Raw genomic sequence first — 17,435 nt, forward strand, 5'->3', positions numbered from 1 at the left:
TTCTTTCGACTCAAACTGACCTGTAAAAATCTGATCATTCGGTACAGTTTTTCACTGAATAGCCTGTTCATCTTCTCAAAGAAATGATTTTCCGCTACAATAGATTATATGCTTGTACATATAGGCCGGCGCCTCCGCGTTTCAGGGAGGGTGTGTGCTTACCTGCCCTCTTTTGAAGCACGGGCAGGCAATGGTGAAACAGTGATTATATATTGATGAAAAAGGTATGCAATGCAAGCAGGGGCTGCTTTTGTGACTCAAAGGAAGTCCCGTATGATTGACGTCAAGAGGAAAGAGTCCCTGAAAAGAGGGACAATAAGGGGGAGCGAAGGAAATGAAAAAACGAGGTCGCATTGTCGCCTTTTTTCTTATAGTAGCTTTACTTGGAACGATGATAGGCACGACTGTTACGGGTGTCGCCAAAGACATAAAGCTCGGACTCGACCTTCAGGGAGGATTCGAGATTCTCTATGAGGTGGATCCGATTGATGAGGAACAGGAAGTCAACCGTCAAGTACTTGAAGCGACTGTGCAGTCACTGACAGAAAGGGTGGACTCCCTTGGTATCAGTGAAGCGAATATTAACATCGAAGAGCCCAACAGGATAAGGGTGCAGCTTGCGGGTGTCGATAATCAGCAGGAAGCGAGAGAATTACTGTCGACGACCGCCGAACTGTCTTTTCGTGACGTAGAGGGCAATGAATACCTTGATGGCAGTGATATTGTCGAGGGCAGTGCCCAGCAGTCATTTGATGCGAACACGAACCAGCCTGTGGTTACTGTGAAAATGGAAAGTGCCCAGGAATTTTACGAAGTTTCGGATACTATTACGAGTAAGGAACAGGATCCGGAGACTCCGTATGACGACCGTATGATGGTCATCTGGCTCGACTATAACGAATCCGAGACGACGTTCCCGGAAGAGTACGGCAAAGAAGATCCGGCATATATTTCCGCTCTCGGATTTAATAATGATGAGCCGATCAGAAGCACGGACGTCCAGATTGACGGGAACTTTACGGTGGAATCAGCCAAACAGCTGGCCGACATGCTGAACGCCGGATCGCTTCCGGTGAACCTCGAAGAAATGTACTCGACGTCCGTAGGAGCACAGTTCGGGGAGCAGGCGATGAATAAAACCGTTATTGCCGGAGCGATAGGTATTGCGCTAATCTTCCTTTACATGATTGCCTACTACCGTTTTCCGGGGATTATTGCAGCAGTCACACTTTCCGTATATATATACCTTATTCTTGTAGTGTTCGAACTCATGAACGGGGTGCTGACACTGCCCGGGATAGCCGCTCTTATTTTGGGAGTAGGTATGGCTGTAGATGCGAACATCATAACGTATGAACGTATCAAAGAAGAACTGAAATCCGGTAAATCGGTAATGTCCGCTTTCAAATCGGGGAATAAGCGATCTCTTGCGACTATCCTTGATGCGAACATAACAACACTGATAGCTGCAGGCGTACTGTTTATATTCGGGACGAGTTCCGTGAAAGGGTTCGCTACGATGCTGATAGTGAGCATACTGGTAAGCTTCATCACCGCCGTTTTCGGTACCCGCCTTTTCATGGGTCTGTGGATTCACAGCCGTCTGCTGAATAAACGTCCCGGCTGGTTCGGGGTGAAGCCTTCACAAATCCAGGATATTAATGATACGACCCCGGTGAATACAACTGTAAAAGGTAAAACTTTCGATTTTGCAGGGTTACGGAAGCGATTCTTTGCAATTTCGATTATACTGATCGCCTCCGGCGGTATCGCGCTTATGATATTCAAACTTAACTTAGGGATTGACTTCACAAGCGGATCCAGAGTGTCTATTCTTTCCGATGGCAATATCAAAGCTCCCCAGGTGGAAGAGACGCTCGAGGAAGAATTCGGCGTTACGCCGAAACAGATAGTGATTTCAGGGGACAACGACGAAATTGCTGTGGCCCGGTTCGAAACGGTTCTTCCGAAAGATAAGGTAGGAGAAATCCAGGCCCACTATGAAGAAAAATATGGCAACACGCCCAACGTAAGTACTGTATCTCCGATAGTGGGACAGGAACTGGCCAAGAACGCAGCCCTGGCTGTTCTCTATGCCTCTATAGGAATCGTTATTTATGTTACGATCCGATTCGAGTTCTTTTTTGCACTCACGGCAATTCTGGCCCTGTTGCACGATGCTTTCTTTATCATAGCTCTATTCAGCATAACCAGGCTTGAATTCGATATAACGATAATTGCCGCCATTCTGGCAATCGTCGGGTATTCCGTCAATGATACAATCGTCACCTTCGACAGGATACGCGAAAACTTGAAACTTAAGCGGAAAGTGAAGACCTTCGGTGAACTGGCGAAAGTGGTCAACGAAAGTCTGATGCAGACGCTTGCAAGGAGTTTCAATACTGTAATCACCGTGGTGTTCGCAGCGCTGATGATCTTCCTGTTCGGAGCTTCCTCTATAACGAATTTCGGATTTGCTCTTGTAGTAGGACTAGTGGCCGGTACGTATTCTTCACTCTTTATTGCCGCCCAGCTCTGGCTGGTAATGAGAGGACGTACAATCGAGAAGAAACCGATCGAGTACTCTGCGAAGAAGAAAACGAACGGACCGCAGGTATAAAAGCGAAAAGTCTTCGGCACAATTGAATAGCAGATAACAAAAACCGGACCCTTGTGTTCGGTTTTTGTATTTTTTACGAGTAAGGGGGAGATGGATTGGGCACCTCTGCCCGGAGCGAGCCTGTTATCCTTCCCTTCAGATGCGAAGGTAAGGATAACGTTCTTTTCGTGACGTTGAGAGGTATGAAGGAGCGGTGAATGTCACGATTCCGGCATAAACGTTACCTTCGTTCCGTTTCACAGCTTACGAAAGGAAGGAAAGCCGACAGATGACACTTACTCTTTCTATTCGCTGGAAAAAGGAGGGCCGGGCTTACCTGTTTTCTGATTGAATCACTTTCCGCGGGGGTATACTACAGAAGAAAGGAGGTGGCTGTCGTGAAGGGACAGACTTACATTATACTGGCCATTATATTTGCTCTTTTAGTAGCTATATTTGCAGTCATTAACGTGGATCCTGTACAAGTGGACTATTTATTCGGATCCGGTGAAGCTCCCCTCATACTTGTCATCCTCATCTCCGTACTGATGGGTGGAATTATAACTGCTTCCGTAGGCTCACTCCGGTATTTCCGGCTGAAACAGAATTACCGTTCTCTGGAGAAGAAAATGCAGAACGGCACGGAAAATACACCGGAAGAGCCAACCGTCAGTGAAAAGGATGAGGAGAAAGGCTCGAACGATGAGCCGGATAAACATAAGGACAGGTAATATGGTTGTTCACACCCCCGGCCTTTAGTATAATTAACAGGTCAGGGGTGTCGTTATGTTAAAAAGTAAAATGAAATGGGATTTTACATACAGTTCGGATTCTGCCAACAGGCAGGAGTTGATAAATGAGTTACTGGAGCAGCGCGGCTTGCATACGGAAGAGGAAAGAAACAGGTTTTTGCACCCGGCGCTTGCTGATTTACATGACCCTTTCCTCATAAACGGAATGCGGAAAGCTGTGAACCGGGTCAAAGAGGCTATCCACTACGGAGAGCCCATTCTGATTTTCGGGGATTATGACGCAGATGGTGTCAGTTCGACAGCGTTAATGATGGAGTGTCTGCGATCGCTCGGAGCGGAGTGTGACTTTTATATTCCTAACAGGTTTACGGAAGGATACGGTCCAAACGAAAATGCATTCAGATGGGCCTCCGCACAGGGATACACGCTTATAATTACAGTGGACAACGGTATAGCCGCTGTGGAAGAAGCGAAAGTTGCAAAAGAATTGGGGATCGATCTCATTATTACGGATCACCACGAAGTCCAGAACGAACTGCCGGAGGCATTTGCGATTCTGCATCCGAAAACGTCTCTCCAGTATCCTTTTCAGGAACTGGCAGGGGTCGGGGTGGCGTTCAAATTCGCCCACGCTCTTCTGGAAGAGAAGCCGGTTCACCTGCTTGATCTTGTAGCTATAGGAACGGTCGCCGACCTGGTGCCACTTGAAGATGAGAACAGGATACTTGTTTCCTTCGGACTTGAGGCTATTACAAAGACGAAGCGCCCGGGGCTCCGTCAGCTGAAAAATTTGAATAGCATAGACGGAGACGTAGATGAAGAAGCGGTCGGATTTATGATAGGTCCAAGAATGAACGCAGTCGGCCGCCTGCAGGATGCTTCTCCTGCCGTGGATCTTTTACTTACCAGGGATGAAGAAGAGGCACAGGAACTGGCCGGGTTCGTTCAGGAACTGAATAAAGAGCGTCAGAAAATCGTTCAGGAAATAGCTGACGAAGCCGAGACACTGCTCGGGGAAGACGTGCAAGATGAAGTGATTGTGGTGGCCAGGGAAGGCTGGAACGCCGGAGTGCTTGGCATCGTCGCTTCCAAGCTTGTGAGGAAATTCGACAGGCCTGCAATTGTTCTTACCATTGATAAGGAGAAAGGTCAGGCGAAAGGGTCCGCCAGAAGTATAGATGCCTATGACATGTTCGAAAATTGCATGGAGCACAGGGATCTGTTTCTTCACTTCGGCGGGCATTCCCAGGCTGCAGGTATGACACTGACGGAGGACAATATAGTTCCGCTGAGAGAAGAGTTGTCCCGACTTGCGAGAGAAAAACTGGCGCCGGAGGACTACCGTCAGTCATTACCTGTCACGATGAGTCTCGATCTCAGTGAAGTGTCATTACAGCAGATAGAATTCGTCAATCAGCTGCGGCCATTCGGAATGGCTAATCCGAAACCGTATTTCCACGTCAGAAGCAAAGCGAAGGAATTGAGGCTGATAGGCAGCAAAAAGAATCATATGAAAGTAACGCTGGAGCAGAACGGCTCCCGTCTCGACGCTATCGCGTTCGGACAGGGAGACGCATATCACTCGATCGCTCCTCAGTCTCCGATAGATATGGTAGGGCAGCTGAGTATCAACGAGTGGAACGGAACGAGGAAACCACAGCTGATGGTGGAAGACATTGCAGTGAAAGAGTGGCAGCTGTTCGACTGGAGAGGAACGAAACATTTGCAGAAGTCTTTACCTTCCTTCCAGAAAGACGAAGCCGCCTGTGTCACTTTCGGGTTGCAGACGGAAGGACCCGGAGAGTTACCGGTGATCGGGTTCAACGACAGCAGGGTCAAAGATTACAGTACCTTGATTTTACTCGATCTCCCCGAACGGCTTGAAGATCTGCATGTGCTCCTCGGGGAGGTATCACCTGAGCGTATTTACGCCGTCTACTCTTTGAGAGACGATGCGTTCATGCAGACGCTGCCGTCCCGGGAACATTTCAAGTACTTTTATGGAATGCTGAAGAAGAAGAAAACGTTTGACCTTGAAAAAGATTCGGCTCTTCTCGCAAGACACAAGGGATGGAAAGTCGATTCGATAAAATTCATTTGTAACGTGTTTTTTGATTTGGGTTTTGTTACAATAAAAGATGGTCAATTGTTTATGAACACACAACCCGAACAGAAAAGCCTGACAGAATCCCGGACGTTCCAGACGAGACAGGAACAGATGGAAGTTGAAAAAGTACTATACTATTCGACATATAAAGAATTGAAAGATTGGATGGAAACCCGGCTGCAAATTACAGGGGCGGAAGTCAAGGAGGAAATAGGATATGGATTATAAAGAACATATAGCAATTGTTGAAAACTGGCCGAAAGAGGGAGTTCAGTTTAAAGACATCACTCCCCTTATGGATAACGGTCCTGCTTTTAAAGCAGCTGTGGATGACATCGTGACTTATGCCAAAAAGCGCGACATCGACATCGTAGTAGGTCCTGAAGCCCGTGGCTTTATAGTAGGGTGCCCTGTGTCCTACGCTCTTGAAATAGGTTTTGCCCCGATTCGCAAGAAAGGAAAACTTCCCCGGGAAACGATTGAAGTGGATTACGGTCTGGAATACGGCCAGAACATCCTGGCTATACACAAAGATGCAATAAAACCTGGCCAGCGCGTACTTATCATCGACGACCTGCTCGCTACCGGAGGTACAATTGAAGCAACTATAGATCTGGTGGAACAACTGGGCGGAGAAGTGGCAGGGTGTGCCTTTCTCATCGAACTTCAATACCTGAACGGCAGAGACAAGCTCGAAGGATACGATGTACTGACACTAATGCAATACGAGTAGAAGAGTGCGCCCTCTGTAAGGGCGCTCTTTTGCTATCATTTCCCTTGGAAAGGCGGAGGTTATGTTCAGCATTTCAGTAAAAGATAATTCAACATATAGAAATCAGGGTGATTGTTATGGCGAATGATAATGTGTTGACTGCGGAAGAAGTGATTGATGGGGCAAGACATTATCTGAATGAAGACGATTTACAATTTATTCGGAAAGCCCATGAATATGCTGCCTGGGCACATCGTGATCAGTATAGAAAGTCAGGGGAGCCTTACATTATACACCCGGTCCAGGTAGCCGGGATCCTCGTCAATCTGGAACTCGATGCTGAAACGATAGCCAGCGGCTTTCTTCATGATACGGTGGAGGATACAGGCGTAACGGTGGAAGATCTGAAGGTGACTTTCAATGAGGAAGTCGCTATGCTCGTGGACGGAGTGACTAAATTAGGGAAAATCAAATATAAGTCTAAAGAAGAACAGCAGGCGGAGAATCACAGGAAGATGTTCGTCGCAATGGCGAAGGATCTTCGTGTCATTCTGATTAAACTTGCTGACAGACTTCATAACATGAGGACTCTCAAGCACCTGCCGGCTGAGAAACAGCGGAGAATTTCCAACGAAACTCTGGAGATTTTTGCACCTCTCGCTCACCGTCTCGGTATTTCAACTATCAAGTGGGAACTTGAAGATACAGCACTGCGATATCTGAATCCCCAGCAGTATTACCGTATCGTGCACCTTATGAAGCAGAAGAGAAACGAGCGGGAGCACTACGTGGATGAAGTCATCAATCAGATAAGGGGCGAGCTCGATAATGTAAACATAGAGGCTGATCTGGATGGCCGCCCGAAGCATCTGTACAGTATTTACAAAAAAATGGTTCTGCAAAGCAAGCAGTTTAACGAAATATACGATCTGCTTGCCGTACGCATTCTGGTAAACAGCATTAAAGACTGTTATGCAGTATTGGGCATTATACACACATGCTGGAAGCCGATGCCGGGACGCTTCAAGGATTATATCGCCATGCCGAAGCCGAACCTGTATCAGTCTCTGCATACGACAGTCATCGGTCCGAAAGGTGATCCTCTCGAAGTGCAGATCAGAACACATGATATGCACGAAATCGCCGAATACGGCATTGCTGCCCACTGGGCTTATAAAGAAGGAAAACAGTCCGGCAGCACCCAGTCTTTTGAAGAAAAACTGTCCTGGTTCCGTGAAATTATGGAATGGCAGAGCGAGACCCATGATGCGGAAGAATTTATGGAATCTTTAAAAATGGATCTGTTTTCCGATATGGTTTACGTCTTCACTCCGAGAGGTGATGTTATCGAACTGCCGTACGGTTCGAACCCTCTTGATTTTGCATACCGGATCCATACGGAAATCGGTAACCAGACTATAGGTGCCAAGGTGAACAGCAAAATGGAGCCTCTTGATTACGTGTTGAAAACCGGAGATATCGTAGAAGTGATGACTTCAAAACATTCCTACGGTCCTTCTGAAGACTGGGTGAATATTGCCCAGACTTCCCAGGCAAAAAATAAAATCAAACAATTTTTCAAGAAGCAGCGCAAGGAAGAGAATATTTCCAAAGGCCGGGACGCAGTGGCACGGGAAATAAAGAACCTTCACCTGTCTCCGAAAGAGGTACTGACACAGGATAATATTCAGCGGGTGCTCGATAAATTCAATTTCACCTCGCTTGATGATATGTATGCAGCGGTAGGATACCAGGGAATCACTGCAATTCAGGTAGCAAACCGTCTTACGGAGAGAATCCGGCGTGAGAAAGAAAAGCAGGAGGCTCTGGAAGATACGGTAGCCAATGTAAACAAAAAAGACTTAAAAAAACAGCCCAACGTGAAAAAAGATGCGGGGGTCGTAGTGGAAGGGGTCGACAATCTGCTCGTCCGCTTAGCCAAGTGCTGCAGTCCGGTTCCGGGTGACGAAATCATCGGATATATAACGAAAGGCCGCGGTGTTTCCGTGCATCGGACCGACTGCCCGAACGTCAAGACCGAAGAAGCTAAAGATCGTCTCCTGCCTGTTAAGTGGGAAGAAGAGGAAGATAACGGCAAACAGTATCACGTGGATCTCGAGATCTGGGGGTATGATCGGAGAGGTCTTGTCAATGAAGTGTTACAGGCTGTCAACGAAACGAAAACGAATATTACGGCGGTTTCGGGAAGGTCCGACCGCAATAAGATGGCTACAATCAATATTACAATACTGATTCAGAATACTTCCCATCTCAGGAAGATAGTGGAGAGAATCAAACAGATCCAGGAAGTATATACGGTGCGGAGAGTAATGCAATAGAGGTGAAATCAAATGAAAGCAGTAGTACAGCGGACGACTGAAGCGAAAGTTACGGCAGAAGGAAAAGAACCGGGCAGAGTGGATAAAGGTCTCGTGGTTCTTCTTGGCGTTTCCCGGGAAGATACGGAAGAAGACGCTCTGTATCTGGCGAAAAAAATACCTCATCTGCGGATTTTTGAAGATGAAAATGAAAAGATGAATTATTCTGCGGTGGACGTGGAGGGGGAGATACTTTCGATATCTCAATTCACTTTATTCGGCGATACGAGAAAAGGCCGCAGGCCCAATTTCATGCAGGCTGCCAAGCCTGATATGGCCAATGACCTGTATGAAAAATTTAACGCCTACGTCCGCAGGGAAGGAATCCCTGTGGTGACCGGGAGTTTCGGAGAAATGATGCAGGTGGATCTTGTGAACGACGGTCCCGTCACATTGATTCTGGACAGCAAAGAGCGGTGAGTCTTGACAGAATGACAGGACGTCTATATGATAGAAAGCAATTCAGTTAAAGATAAAACCATCGAGGGAAAAAGTAACCGGTACCCACATAGTTCAGAGAAGAAGTGTCACGGCTGAGAACACTTCCCTATGATGCATCGGTGAAAGACGTTTCTTAGGTGCCGTGCCGAACGTTATTGGTAGGTGCGGACGTAAAGCCTGCGTTAAAGGTCCAAAGTGGAAGAATTATCTTCAATTAGGGTGGCACCACGGGCAGTCCCGTCCCTTTTTCTGCAGCACTGCAGAAAAAGGGACGGGGCTTTTTTTAGGGCTCTGTCGCCCTGATCGGTAAGAGTAAATGAATATTCATAATATGAATCAGGAGGAATGGCTATGGCAATGAATGCGCCGAGAGGGACTCAGGATATACTGCCGGGAACTGTAGAGGATTGGCAATATATAGAAAACACTCTTAAAGATTTGTCGCATCGCTTTAATTACAAGGAAATTCGCACGCCGATATTCGAACATACGGAACTTTTTCAGCGCGGGGTGGGTGATTCCACCGATATCGTGCAAAAAGAGATGTACACGTTTGAAGACAGGGGTGGCCGGAGTATAACGTTAAGACCCGAAGGCACGGCTTCGGTTGTACGTTCATTCGTACAGAACAAACTTCATGGTCTTGCGAACCAGCCTACCAAACTTTTCTACATCGGTCCTATGTTCCGCTATGAACGTCCTCAGCAGGGAAGAACCCGCCAGTTCGTGCAATTCGGAATAGAGGCCCTTGGCAGTGAAGATCCTGCTGTAGACGCCGAAGTTTTATCTTTCGCGATGAAAGCATATCAGGAACTCGGTCTCTCTTCGTTAAAACTGATCGTAAACAGTCTTGGGGATCAGGAAAGCAGGGAAGCGCACAGGGAAGCACTTGTGAACCACTTCTCTCCTCACAAAGAGGAACTTTGCAGTGACTGTCAGATCCGTCTTAAAGAAAACCCGCTGCGGGTACTTGACTGCAAAAAAGACAGAGATCATCCGGCGATGAAGACTGCTCCGTCTATTCTGGACTTTCTGAATGAGTACTCGAGAACGTATTTTGAGAAAGTGAAGTTTTATCTTGACGCAATGGATATCGATTATGAAGTCGACCCGAATCTGGTACGGGGGCTTGATTACTACAATCATACAGCCTTTGAAATCATGAGTGAGGCTGAAGGGTTCGGCGCCATCACAACACTGAGCGGTGGCGGCCGATATAATGGGCTCGTGGAGGATATCGGCGGTCCTGCGACACCGGGTATAGGTTTCGCTCTTAGTATCGAACGTCTTCTGATGGCTCTGGAAGCGGAAGGAGTGGAACTGCCGAAACAGGAAGAACTTGATTGCTATATCGTTGCAATCGGTGAAAAGCCGGAGCTTGAAGCGGTGAAACTGGTGGATAAATTACGTTCGGAAGGACTTCGCGTTGATAAAGACTATCTCCATAAGAAAATGAAAGCACAGTTTAAGGCTGCGGATCGACTGAAAGCTAAAAAAGTGCTAATTCTTGGAGATAGAGAAGTGGAAAATAACTTGGTGAACGTTAAAGATATGGCAACGGGAGAACAGAAAGAAGTCTCTCTTGAAAATGTTATGGCTGAGCTGAAGAAAATGAAGGAGGAATAGAGAATGGAGCGTACGTCTTGCGGATCGTTACGGCAAGAACACAAAGGAGAGAACGTATTACTGAAAGGATGGGTGCAGAAGCGGAGGGATCTTGGAGGTCTTATTTTCATCGATCTCCGGGACCGTTCCGGTATCGTGCAGGTGGTGTTTAATCCGGAAACGTCCAAAGAGGCACTGGCGGTAGCGGAATCGGTGCGCAGCGAGTACGTCCTCGAAGTGGAAGGGAAAGTGGTGCAGCGGGATGAGAGCACCGTCAACGAACAGGTAGCTACCGGGAGTATCGAGGTGGTAGCGACAGATGTTCAGGTTTTAAACAAAGCGAAAACTCCTCCTTTTATGATCGAGAACGATACGGACGTTGCAGAAGATGTTAGATTGAAACATCGCTACATCGATCTGAGGAGAAGTGAGATGCAGGAGACATTTCTCATCCGTCATAAAACGACACAGGTCATCCGCGACTATCTCAACAGCGATAATTTTCTGGAGATGGAGACACCTATTCTGACTAAAAGTACACCGGAAGGGGCAAGGGATTACCTTGTGCCGAGCCGTGTCCATGGCGGCGGGTTTTACGCTCTGCCCCAGTCCCCTCAGCTGTTCAAGCAATTACTGATGATGAGCGGATTTGAAAAATATTATCAGATCGCCCGGTGTTTCCGGGACGAAGATCTCCGGGCGGACCGTCAGCCTGAATTCACCCAGGTGGACATCGAAGCTTCTTTCGTAACAAAAGAAGACATTATGCGCATGACAGAGGGTATGATGAAAGCGGTCATGAAAGAAGTGAAAGGGATAGAGATCGATACTCCTTTCCCGAGACTATCCTATATGGAAGCTATGGAAAGATACGGGTCCGATAAACCGGATACTCGATACGGACTTGAGCTCGTTAACGTTTCTTCGGTTGTTTCCGAGAGCGGTTTTCAGGTTTTTGAAAAAGCCGTCTTTTCGGGTGGTCAGGTGAGTGCCATTAATGTGGAAGGGCAGGCTGATCAGTTCTCCCGGAAAGATATAGACCAGCTCACCGAAGAGGTGAAGGTTTACGGAGCGAAAGGGCTTGCCTGGATGAAAATCAAGGACGGGGAAATCACCGGTCCCATAGCTAAATTTTTCGGCGAGCCGGAAGCCTCTTCTCTTAAAGAAGCTTTAAACGCCAAAGATGATGACCTGCTGCTGTTCGTAGCAGATAAATCGGGAGTGGTTCAGGAAAGCCTTGGAGCACTTAGGCAGAAGCTGGCCAGCCGTCTCGGCCTTATCGATCGTTCCAGTTTCAACTTTCTCTGGGTGGTGGACTGGCCGCTGTTTGAATACAATGAAGAAGATGGAAGGTACTACGCTGCCCACCATCCGTTCACTATGCCGGCGGCTGAAGATGAACAGCATCTTCTCGACCGCCCGGAGAGTGTACAGGCTGAAGCTTACGATATTGTACTGAATGGATATGAGCTTGGAGGAGGATCGCTTCGTATTCATAAGCGCGAACTTCAGGAAAAAATGTTTGAAGCTCTCGGTTTCTCAAGGGAAGAAGCCGAAGAGCAATTCGGATTCCTGATGGAGGCACTGGATTCCGGAGCACCTCCTCATGGCGGAATCGCTTTCGGACTGGACCGGCTGATCATGATTCTCGCCCATCGTCAAAACCTTCGTGACACGATTCTGTTTCCTAAAACGGCTTCCGCTTCCGATCTTTTAACGGACGCGCCGTCTGAAGTTGCCGGGAAACAGTTGGAGGAACTGCACTTGAAATTGAATAAAAAGAAATAAGATTCCTTGATAACCTTATACATCTATGCTATGATTTGAATACAAAGTAAAAGAAATCAATCCTGATGTGTTCGTTGTAAAACTGTACGTTTTGACCGAACATTTATGAGAAGGGAGTCCGAAGTTTCTGCATGGAATGAATGCCTCGTTGTATATTTATACTTAGAGGACTCAAGAAATGCAGAACAGGACACCCACCTGCCAGTAGCGGGTTCAAAACTCATGACACGACGGCACGATCGGGATTGATTTTTTTAATGTAAGTAAACCCGACTTTTTAAGTCGGGTTTTTAGTTTGCAGCTCAACACTTACAATTGTCCTATTTTTTCTTTTGCTGATTTATATTTTCGTAAACTTTCTGCAGTGCCTGCTCATATTTACCGCTCGATTTCGGCTCGTAGTAGCGCCTGTCCTTAATTTCATCCGGGAGGTACTGCTGATTGACCCATCCCGCCGGTGCATTGTGAGGGTACTTGTAATCGACTCCGTGTCCGAGGGATTCCGCTCCTTTATAGTGAGAATCTTTTAAGTGATCAGGCACTTCCCCGCTTTTTCCTTTTTTAATATCTGATATAGCTGCATCGAGTGCTTTGTATGCGCTGTTTGATTTCGGTGAGAGTGATAAGTCCGTCACGGCTACCGCCAAGGGAATTCTCGCTTCGGGAAAGCCGAGGCGTTCCGCTGCCTGTACCGCATATAAAGCTTTCGGTCCGGCTTGAGGATTGGCGACTCCTATGTCTTCGTAGGCGATGACAACAAGTCTTCTGGCGATACTCTCGAGATCTCCGGCTTCTATCAGTCTTCCGAGGTAGTGAAGAGCAGCGTTGACGTCACTCCCGCGAATCGATTTCTGAAAAGCGGATAATACGTCGTAGTGAGCGTCCCCGTCTTTATCGTGAGAAAAACTTTTCTTCTGCATCGATTCCTCCGCAGCACTCAAGTCGATTGATATAACTCCATTTTCATCTTCCTTCGTTGAATAAGCGGCAAGTTCAAGACCGTTCAAAGCCCCTCTCAAGTCTCCATTTGAAGCCAGCGCAAAGTGATTGAGAGCTTCTTCGGAAATATCAAGAGAAAGATCGGCCAGTCCTTCTTCGGCGTCTACAGCACGTCCGATCGTTTCCTTCACTTCTTCGAGGGACAGTTTCTCAAGTTCAAAGAGATGGACCCGGCTTCTGATTGCAGGGTTTATGGAGTGGTAGGGATTGCTTGTGGTACAGCCTATCAATGTGATAGTATTCTTTTCTATATGAGGGAGAAGGAAGTCCTGTTTGGCTTTATCGAGCCGGTGAACTTCGTCCAGAATAAGCACCATCCCTCCGTGCATTTTCGCCTCTTCTACAGCTACTTCCATGTCCTTCTTCTTATCCGTCACCGCATTCAATATTTTATAGGGAAGAGACAAGCTCTTGGCAAGAGCTGTAGCGAGAGAAGTTTTTCCGGTGCCGGGCGGACCGTACAGAATCATTGACAGAAGTCTTCCGGAATCGATCATTCGCCGTAACGTTTTCCCTTCGCTCACGAGATGTGATTGGCCGATAATGTCTTCTATGTGTGCAGGTCTCATTCGAAATGCCAGTGGTTGTTGACTCATTATGTCCTCCTTGGTGTAGGTAATATACGATAATCGTAGAGTTTGTACAGAAAAAATGCAAGCACTCCACCCTTCATGGTATAATGGCGTGTGGTAAAATAGGGAGAAGGATTAATTATGCGGAAAACTATGGACAATAAAAAGTTACGATGGTCTTTTTTCACCATCGGTCTCATTATTCTGGCGTTCGGAATTTCTCTTACAATCCAGGGCCGGGCTCTTGGTATCGGCCCGTGGGACGTGTTCCATTACGGATTGTACGAGCAGCTCGGACTTACGATAGGATCGTGGTCGATAATCGCGGGGATAACTATCGTAGTCGCCACCTCCATTTTTTACAGGCAGTTGCCGAAACTCGGGACTATTTTAAATATGATTCTGATTGGCGTATTCATAGATATATTTAACTGGATGCTTGTAGAACCCGAGACACTTGCAATGCAGATCACCGTTTTCGCGCTCGGAACGCTGATTATGGCGTTCGGGATAGGAATCTATGTAGCTCCTGATCTAGGTGCGGGTCCGAGGGACAGCTTTATGCTGATGCTTTCCGATGTGCTTGGCTGGAAGATCTCCACCTCCAGAAACGTGATGGAAGTATCCGTGGCGGTCCTCGGATGGCTGCTGCAGGGACCGGTAGGTGTAGGGACAGTATTTATAGCACTTATGCTCGGTACAATGGTAGGATACAGCCTGCCTATGGCGAAACGTTTGTTGAAGTTTTTTATGAAGAAGGGTGAGAAGAATGAAAATATCGACCAAAGGACGTTATGGTCTTACGATAATGATTGAACTGGCCAGAAAATACGGGGAAGGTCCCGTGTCTCTCAAGCAGATTGCGAGAGACAACGACTTATCCGAACATTACCTTGAACAACTTATCGCTCCTCTCAGAAACGCCAGCCTCGTGAAAAGCGTGCGCGGTGCTTATGGGGGCTATATGCTTAAGGATCGTCCCGACGAAATTACGGCAGGAGATGTGATCAGAGTTCTGGAAGGACCGATCACCCCTGTTGAAGGAATCGAAGAAGAGGAACCGGCAAAACAGGCGCTGTGGCTGCGGATCAGGGATGCGGTCAGGGAAGTGCTTGACACGACTACTCTGGAAGATTTGAAGAATCATACCGGAGAACAGACACAGGATGAGTTTATGTTCTACATTTAAGACCAGGAGGAAATCAGTTATGGAAGCAATTTATCTTGATCATGCTGCCACGACGCCAGTACACGACGAAGTGATTGAAGCTATGGTACCTGTTTACCGGGAAGTATACGGAAACCCCTCCAGCATCCACCAGTATGGAAGAAAAGCACGGCAGGTGCTGGACGAAGCGAGACGGAAGGTGGCTGCCTCTATCGGAGCCGGGGAAAAAGAAATCATTTTCACAAGCGGTGGAACGGAAGCTGATAACCTTGCGATTTTCGGTGTGACCGAAGAATTGGGTGAAGGTCACGTCGTTACCACCTCCATCGAACATCACGCTGTGCTCCACGCCGTGGCTGCTTTGGAAAAACAGGGGTTTGACGTGACGTACGTCGCTCCGGAACCGGACGGAGCGGTAACGGCCGAAGCTGTTAAAGAAGCACTCCGCGAGGATACAGTGCTTGTTTCTGTTATGATGGTGAATAATGAAACAGGGGTGCGGCAGCCCGTGGAAGAGATCGGAGAAGCTTTGAAAAATCATCCGGCCTATTTTCATTCGGACGCAGTTCAGGCTCTTGGAATCGAGAACATTGATGTAAGGGAGACGGCTGTGGACCTGCTTGCATTTTCCGGCCATAAGATTAATGGACCGAAGGGCATCGGCTTTCTTTTCGCCCGGGAAGGTGTACCTCTCACTCCGATGACTTACGGAGGGGAACAGGAACGGAAACGTCGGGCCGGTACGGAAAACGTTCAGGCTGTGAAAGGTCTTGAAAAAGCGATGGAAATGATGGAAGAGAATCGGGAAGAGAATGTAGCGCAGTACGAAAACTACAAAAAATCGTTCCTGTCGGTCCTTGAAGAGGAAGAAGTGTCGTTCGAGGTGAACGGACAGAATACGACAGCTGCCATCGTCAATATCAGTTTTCATAATATGGACGTAGAGACGATGCTTACGAATTTTGATCTGGAAAAAGTAGCCGCTTCAAGCGGAAGCGCATGTACTGCCGGTTCTTTTGAACCTTCCCACGTTTTGAGCGCTATGTTTCCTGATGATCCGGAACGTATGAGAAATTCCATACGCTTCAGTTTCGGAGCAGCAAACAACGAGACGAACGTAAAAGAAGCTGCTCGACGGGTGGCTTCCATTTACAGAAGATTAAACAAATAGGAGGGATCCTTAATGAAAGAACCGAAAGACACACGGGTTGTTGTCGGAATGAGTGGCGGGGTCGATTCATCCGTGGCTGCTCTTCTTTTGAAAGAGCAGGGGTATGACGTTGTGGGCATTTTTATGAAAAACTGGGACGACACGGACGAAAACGGCGTGTGTACCGCTACGGAAGACTATGAAGACGTCATCCGTGTCTGTAACCAGCTTGATATCCCTTATTATGCAGTGAATTTTGAGAAACAGTACTGGGATAAAGTATTCACGTATTTTCTTGATGAATACAAAGCCGGACGGACACCGAACCCGGATGTAATGTGTAACAAAGAAATTAAATTCAAAGCTTTTCTCGACCATGCTCTCTCTCTTGGAGCCGATTATCTGGCTACCGGTCACTATGCACGTGTCCGGGAGCGGGACGGACGAGTGGAAATGCTGCGGGGCGTGGATGAGAACAAAGACCAGACGTATTTCCTGAACCAGCTGGACCAGGAAGCTCTGACTAAAGTTATGTTCCCGCTCGGAGATATACCGAAGCCGGAGGTGCGGGAAATCGCCCTCGAAAACGGACTCGCAACAGCCAAAAAGAAAGACTCGACGGGCATCTGTTTCATTGGAGAACGGAATTTCAAGGAATTTCTGAGCGAGTATCTGCCTGCCCAGCCCGGTAGAATGGAGACGCTGGACGGAGAAACTAAGGGTGAGCACGACGGTCTTATGTATTATACCCTCGGACAGCGCCAGGGTCTCGGCATCGGCGGTGCGGGTGATCCCTGGTTCGTCGTCGGTAAAAACGTAAGCGAGAATATTCTCTACGTCGGTCAGGGATTTGACCACGAAGCGCTCTATTCCGATGCTTTAATTGCTGTGGAAATGAACTGGACGGACAATCGCGTGCCCGAAAATTCATTCGAGTGTACAGCCAAGTTCCGTTATCGTCAGAAAGACTCCAAAGTCACCGTCCATCCTTTGACGGACAACCGGATCAAAGTCGTGTTCCATGAACAGGAACGCGCTATTACACCGGGCCAGGCAGTTGTTCTGTACGATAACGAAGTGTGTCTCGGAGGAGCCACAATCGATGAAGTCGAAAAGAACGAGGTACCGATGCAACACGTCGGTTAATAGAGGAAAGCCATGTAG

Annotated in this window: 13 protein-coding genes, 1 other RNA gene and 1 other annotated feature; of the genes, 13 read left to right on the plus strand and 1 reads right to left on the minus strand. The window is 47.6% G+C overall.

Annotated features, from left to right (window positions below; translation table 11 throughout):
• Nucleotides 1-334 precede the first annotated feature (334 nt).
• From secDF to ssrS, 9 genes are all read left to right on the plus strand, one after another.
• Nucleotides 335-2,620, plus strand: a complete 2,286-nt coding sequence (gene secDF / locus AAV35_RS05185; protein ID WP_008588674.1) for a protein translocase subunit SecDF — start codon at nucleotides 335-337, stop codon at nucleotides 2,618-2,620.
• A 377-nt stretch (nucleotides 2,621-2,997) separates the two neighbouring features.
• Nucleotides 2,998-3,330, plus strand: coding sequence for a LapA family protein (locus AAV35_RS05190; protein WP_008588675.1), 333 nt, complete (start codon nucleotides 2,998-3,000; stop codon nucleotides 3,328-3,330).
• Nucleotides 3,331-3,385: 55 nt separating this feature from the next.
• A complete protein-coding gene (recJ, locus tag AAV35_RS05195; protein ID WP_008588677.1) occupies nucleotides 3,386-5,686 on the plus strand; it encodes a single-stranded-DNA-specific exonuclease RecJ in 2,301 nt (766 codons plus the stop codon).
• Complete coding sequence (locus AAV35_RS05200) at nucleotides 5,676-6,191, plus strand: adenine phosphoribosyltransferase (protein WP_008588678.1); 516 nt, start codon at nucleotides 5,676-5,678, stop codon at nucleotides 6,189-6,191. The genes recJ and AAV35_RS05200 overlap by 11 nt, the downstream gene beginning before the upstream one ends.
• Nucleotides 6,192-6,307: 116 nt before the next feature.
• Nucleotides 6,308-8,509, plus strand: a complete 2,202-nt coding sequence (locus AAV35_RS05205; RefSeq protein WP_008588679.1) for a RelA/SpoT family protein — start codon at nucleotides 6,308-6,310, stop codon at nucleotides 8,507-8,509.
• Between the two features lie 12 nt (nucleotides 8,510-8,521).
• Nucleotides 8,522-8,968 carry a D-aminoacyl-tRNA deacylase gene (gene dtd / locus AAV35_RS05210; protein ID WP_008588680.1) on the plus strand — a complete coding sequence of 149 codons (447 nt, stop codon included), beginning with the start codon at nucleotides 8,522-8,524 and terminating at the stop codon, nucleotides 8,966-8,968.
• Between the two features lie 52 nt (nucleotides 8,969-9,020).
• Nucleotides 9,021-9,237, plus strand: a binding site (T-box leader).
• Between the two features lie 103 nt (nucleotides 9,238-9,340).
• Nucleotides 9,341-10,615, plus strand: coding sequence for a histidine--tRNA ligase (hisS, locus tag AAV35_RS05215; protein WP_008588682.1), 1,275 nt, complete (start codon nucleotides 9,341-9,343; stop codon nucleotides 10,613-10,615).
• A 3-nt stretch (nucleotides 10,616-10,618) separates the two neighbouring features.
• Nucleotides 10,619-12,382 (plus strand): aspartate--tRNA ligase, encoded by a 1,764-nt coding sequence (gene aspS, locus AAV35_RS05220; protein WP_008588683.1) that lies wholly within the window; start codon nucleotides 10,619-10,621, stop codon nucleotides 12,380-12,382.
• Between the two features lie 56 nt (nucleotides 12,383-12,438).
• A non-coding RNA gene (gene ssrS, locus AAV35_RS05225) (6S RNA) lies at nucleotides 12,439-12,632 on the plus strand.
• Nucleotides 12,633-12,702: 70 nt separating this feature from the next.
• On the opposite strand, the gene AAV35_RS05230 is transcribed toward ssrS, so the two are convergent.
• A complete protein-coding gene (locus AAV35_RS05230) occupies nucleotides 12,703-13,977 on the minus strand; it encodes a replication-associated recombination protein A (RefSeq protein ID WP_008588687.1) in 1,275 nt (424 codons plus the stop codon).
• Nucleotides 13,978-14,094: 117 nt separating this feature from the next.
• Here AAV35_RS05230 and AAV35_RS05235 point away from each other — a divergent pair, with 117 nt between their 5' ends.
• The 4 genes from AAV35_RS05235 to mnmA are packed head-to-tail and all read left to right on the plus strand — an operon-like array spanning nucleotide 14,095 to nucleotide 17,417.
• Complete coding sequence (locus tag AAV35_RS05235) at nucleotides 14,095-14,769, plus strand: YczE/YyaS/YitT family protein (RefSeq protein WP_008588688.1); 675 nt, start codon at nucleotides 14,095-14,097, stop codon at nucleotides 14,767-14,769.
• A complete protein-coding gene (gene cymR, locus AAV35_RS05240) occupies nucleotides 14,723-15,142 on the plus strand; it encodes a cysteine metabolism transcriptional regulator CymR (RefSeq protein ID WP_008588689.1) in 420 nt (139 codons plus the stop codon). Before AAV35_RS05235 ends, cymR begins: the two co-directional genes overlap by 47 nt.
• A 19-nt stretch (nucleotides 15,143-15,161) precedes the next feature.
• Nucleotides 15,162-16,292, plus strand: a complete 1,131-nt coding sequence (locus AAV35_RS05245) for a cysteine desulfurase family protein (protein WP_008588690.1) — start codon at nucleotides 15,162-15,164, stop codon at nucleotides 16,290-16,292.
• 12 nt (nucleotides 16,293-16,304) lie between these two features.
• Complete coding sequence (gene mnmA, locus AAV35_RS05250; protein WP_008588691.1) at nucleotides 16,305-17,417, plus strand: tRNA 2-thiouridine(34) synthase MnmA; 1,113 nt, start codon at nucleotides 16,305-16,307, stop codon at nucleotides 17,415-17,417.
• The last annotated feature ends 18 nt before the right edge of the window (nucleotides 17,418-17,435 follow it).

Source organism: Salimicrobium jeotgali (genome assembly GCF_001685435.2).
In the GTDB taxonomy this organism is placed as follows: domain Bacteria; phylum Bacillota; class Bacilli; order Bacillales; family Halobacillaceae; genus Salimicrobium; species Salimicrobium album.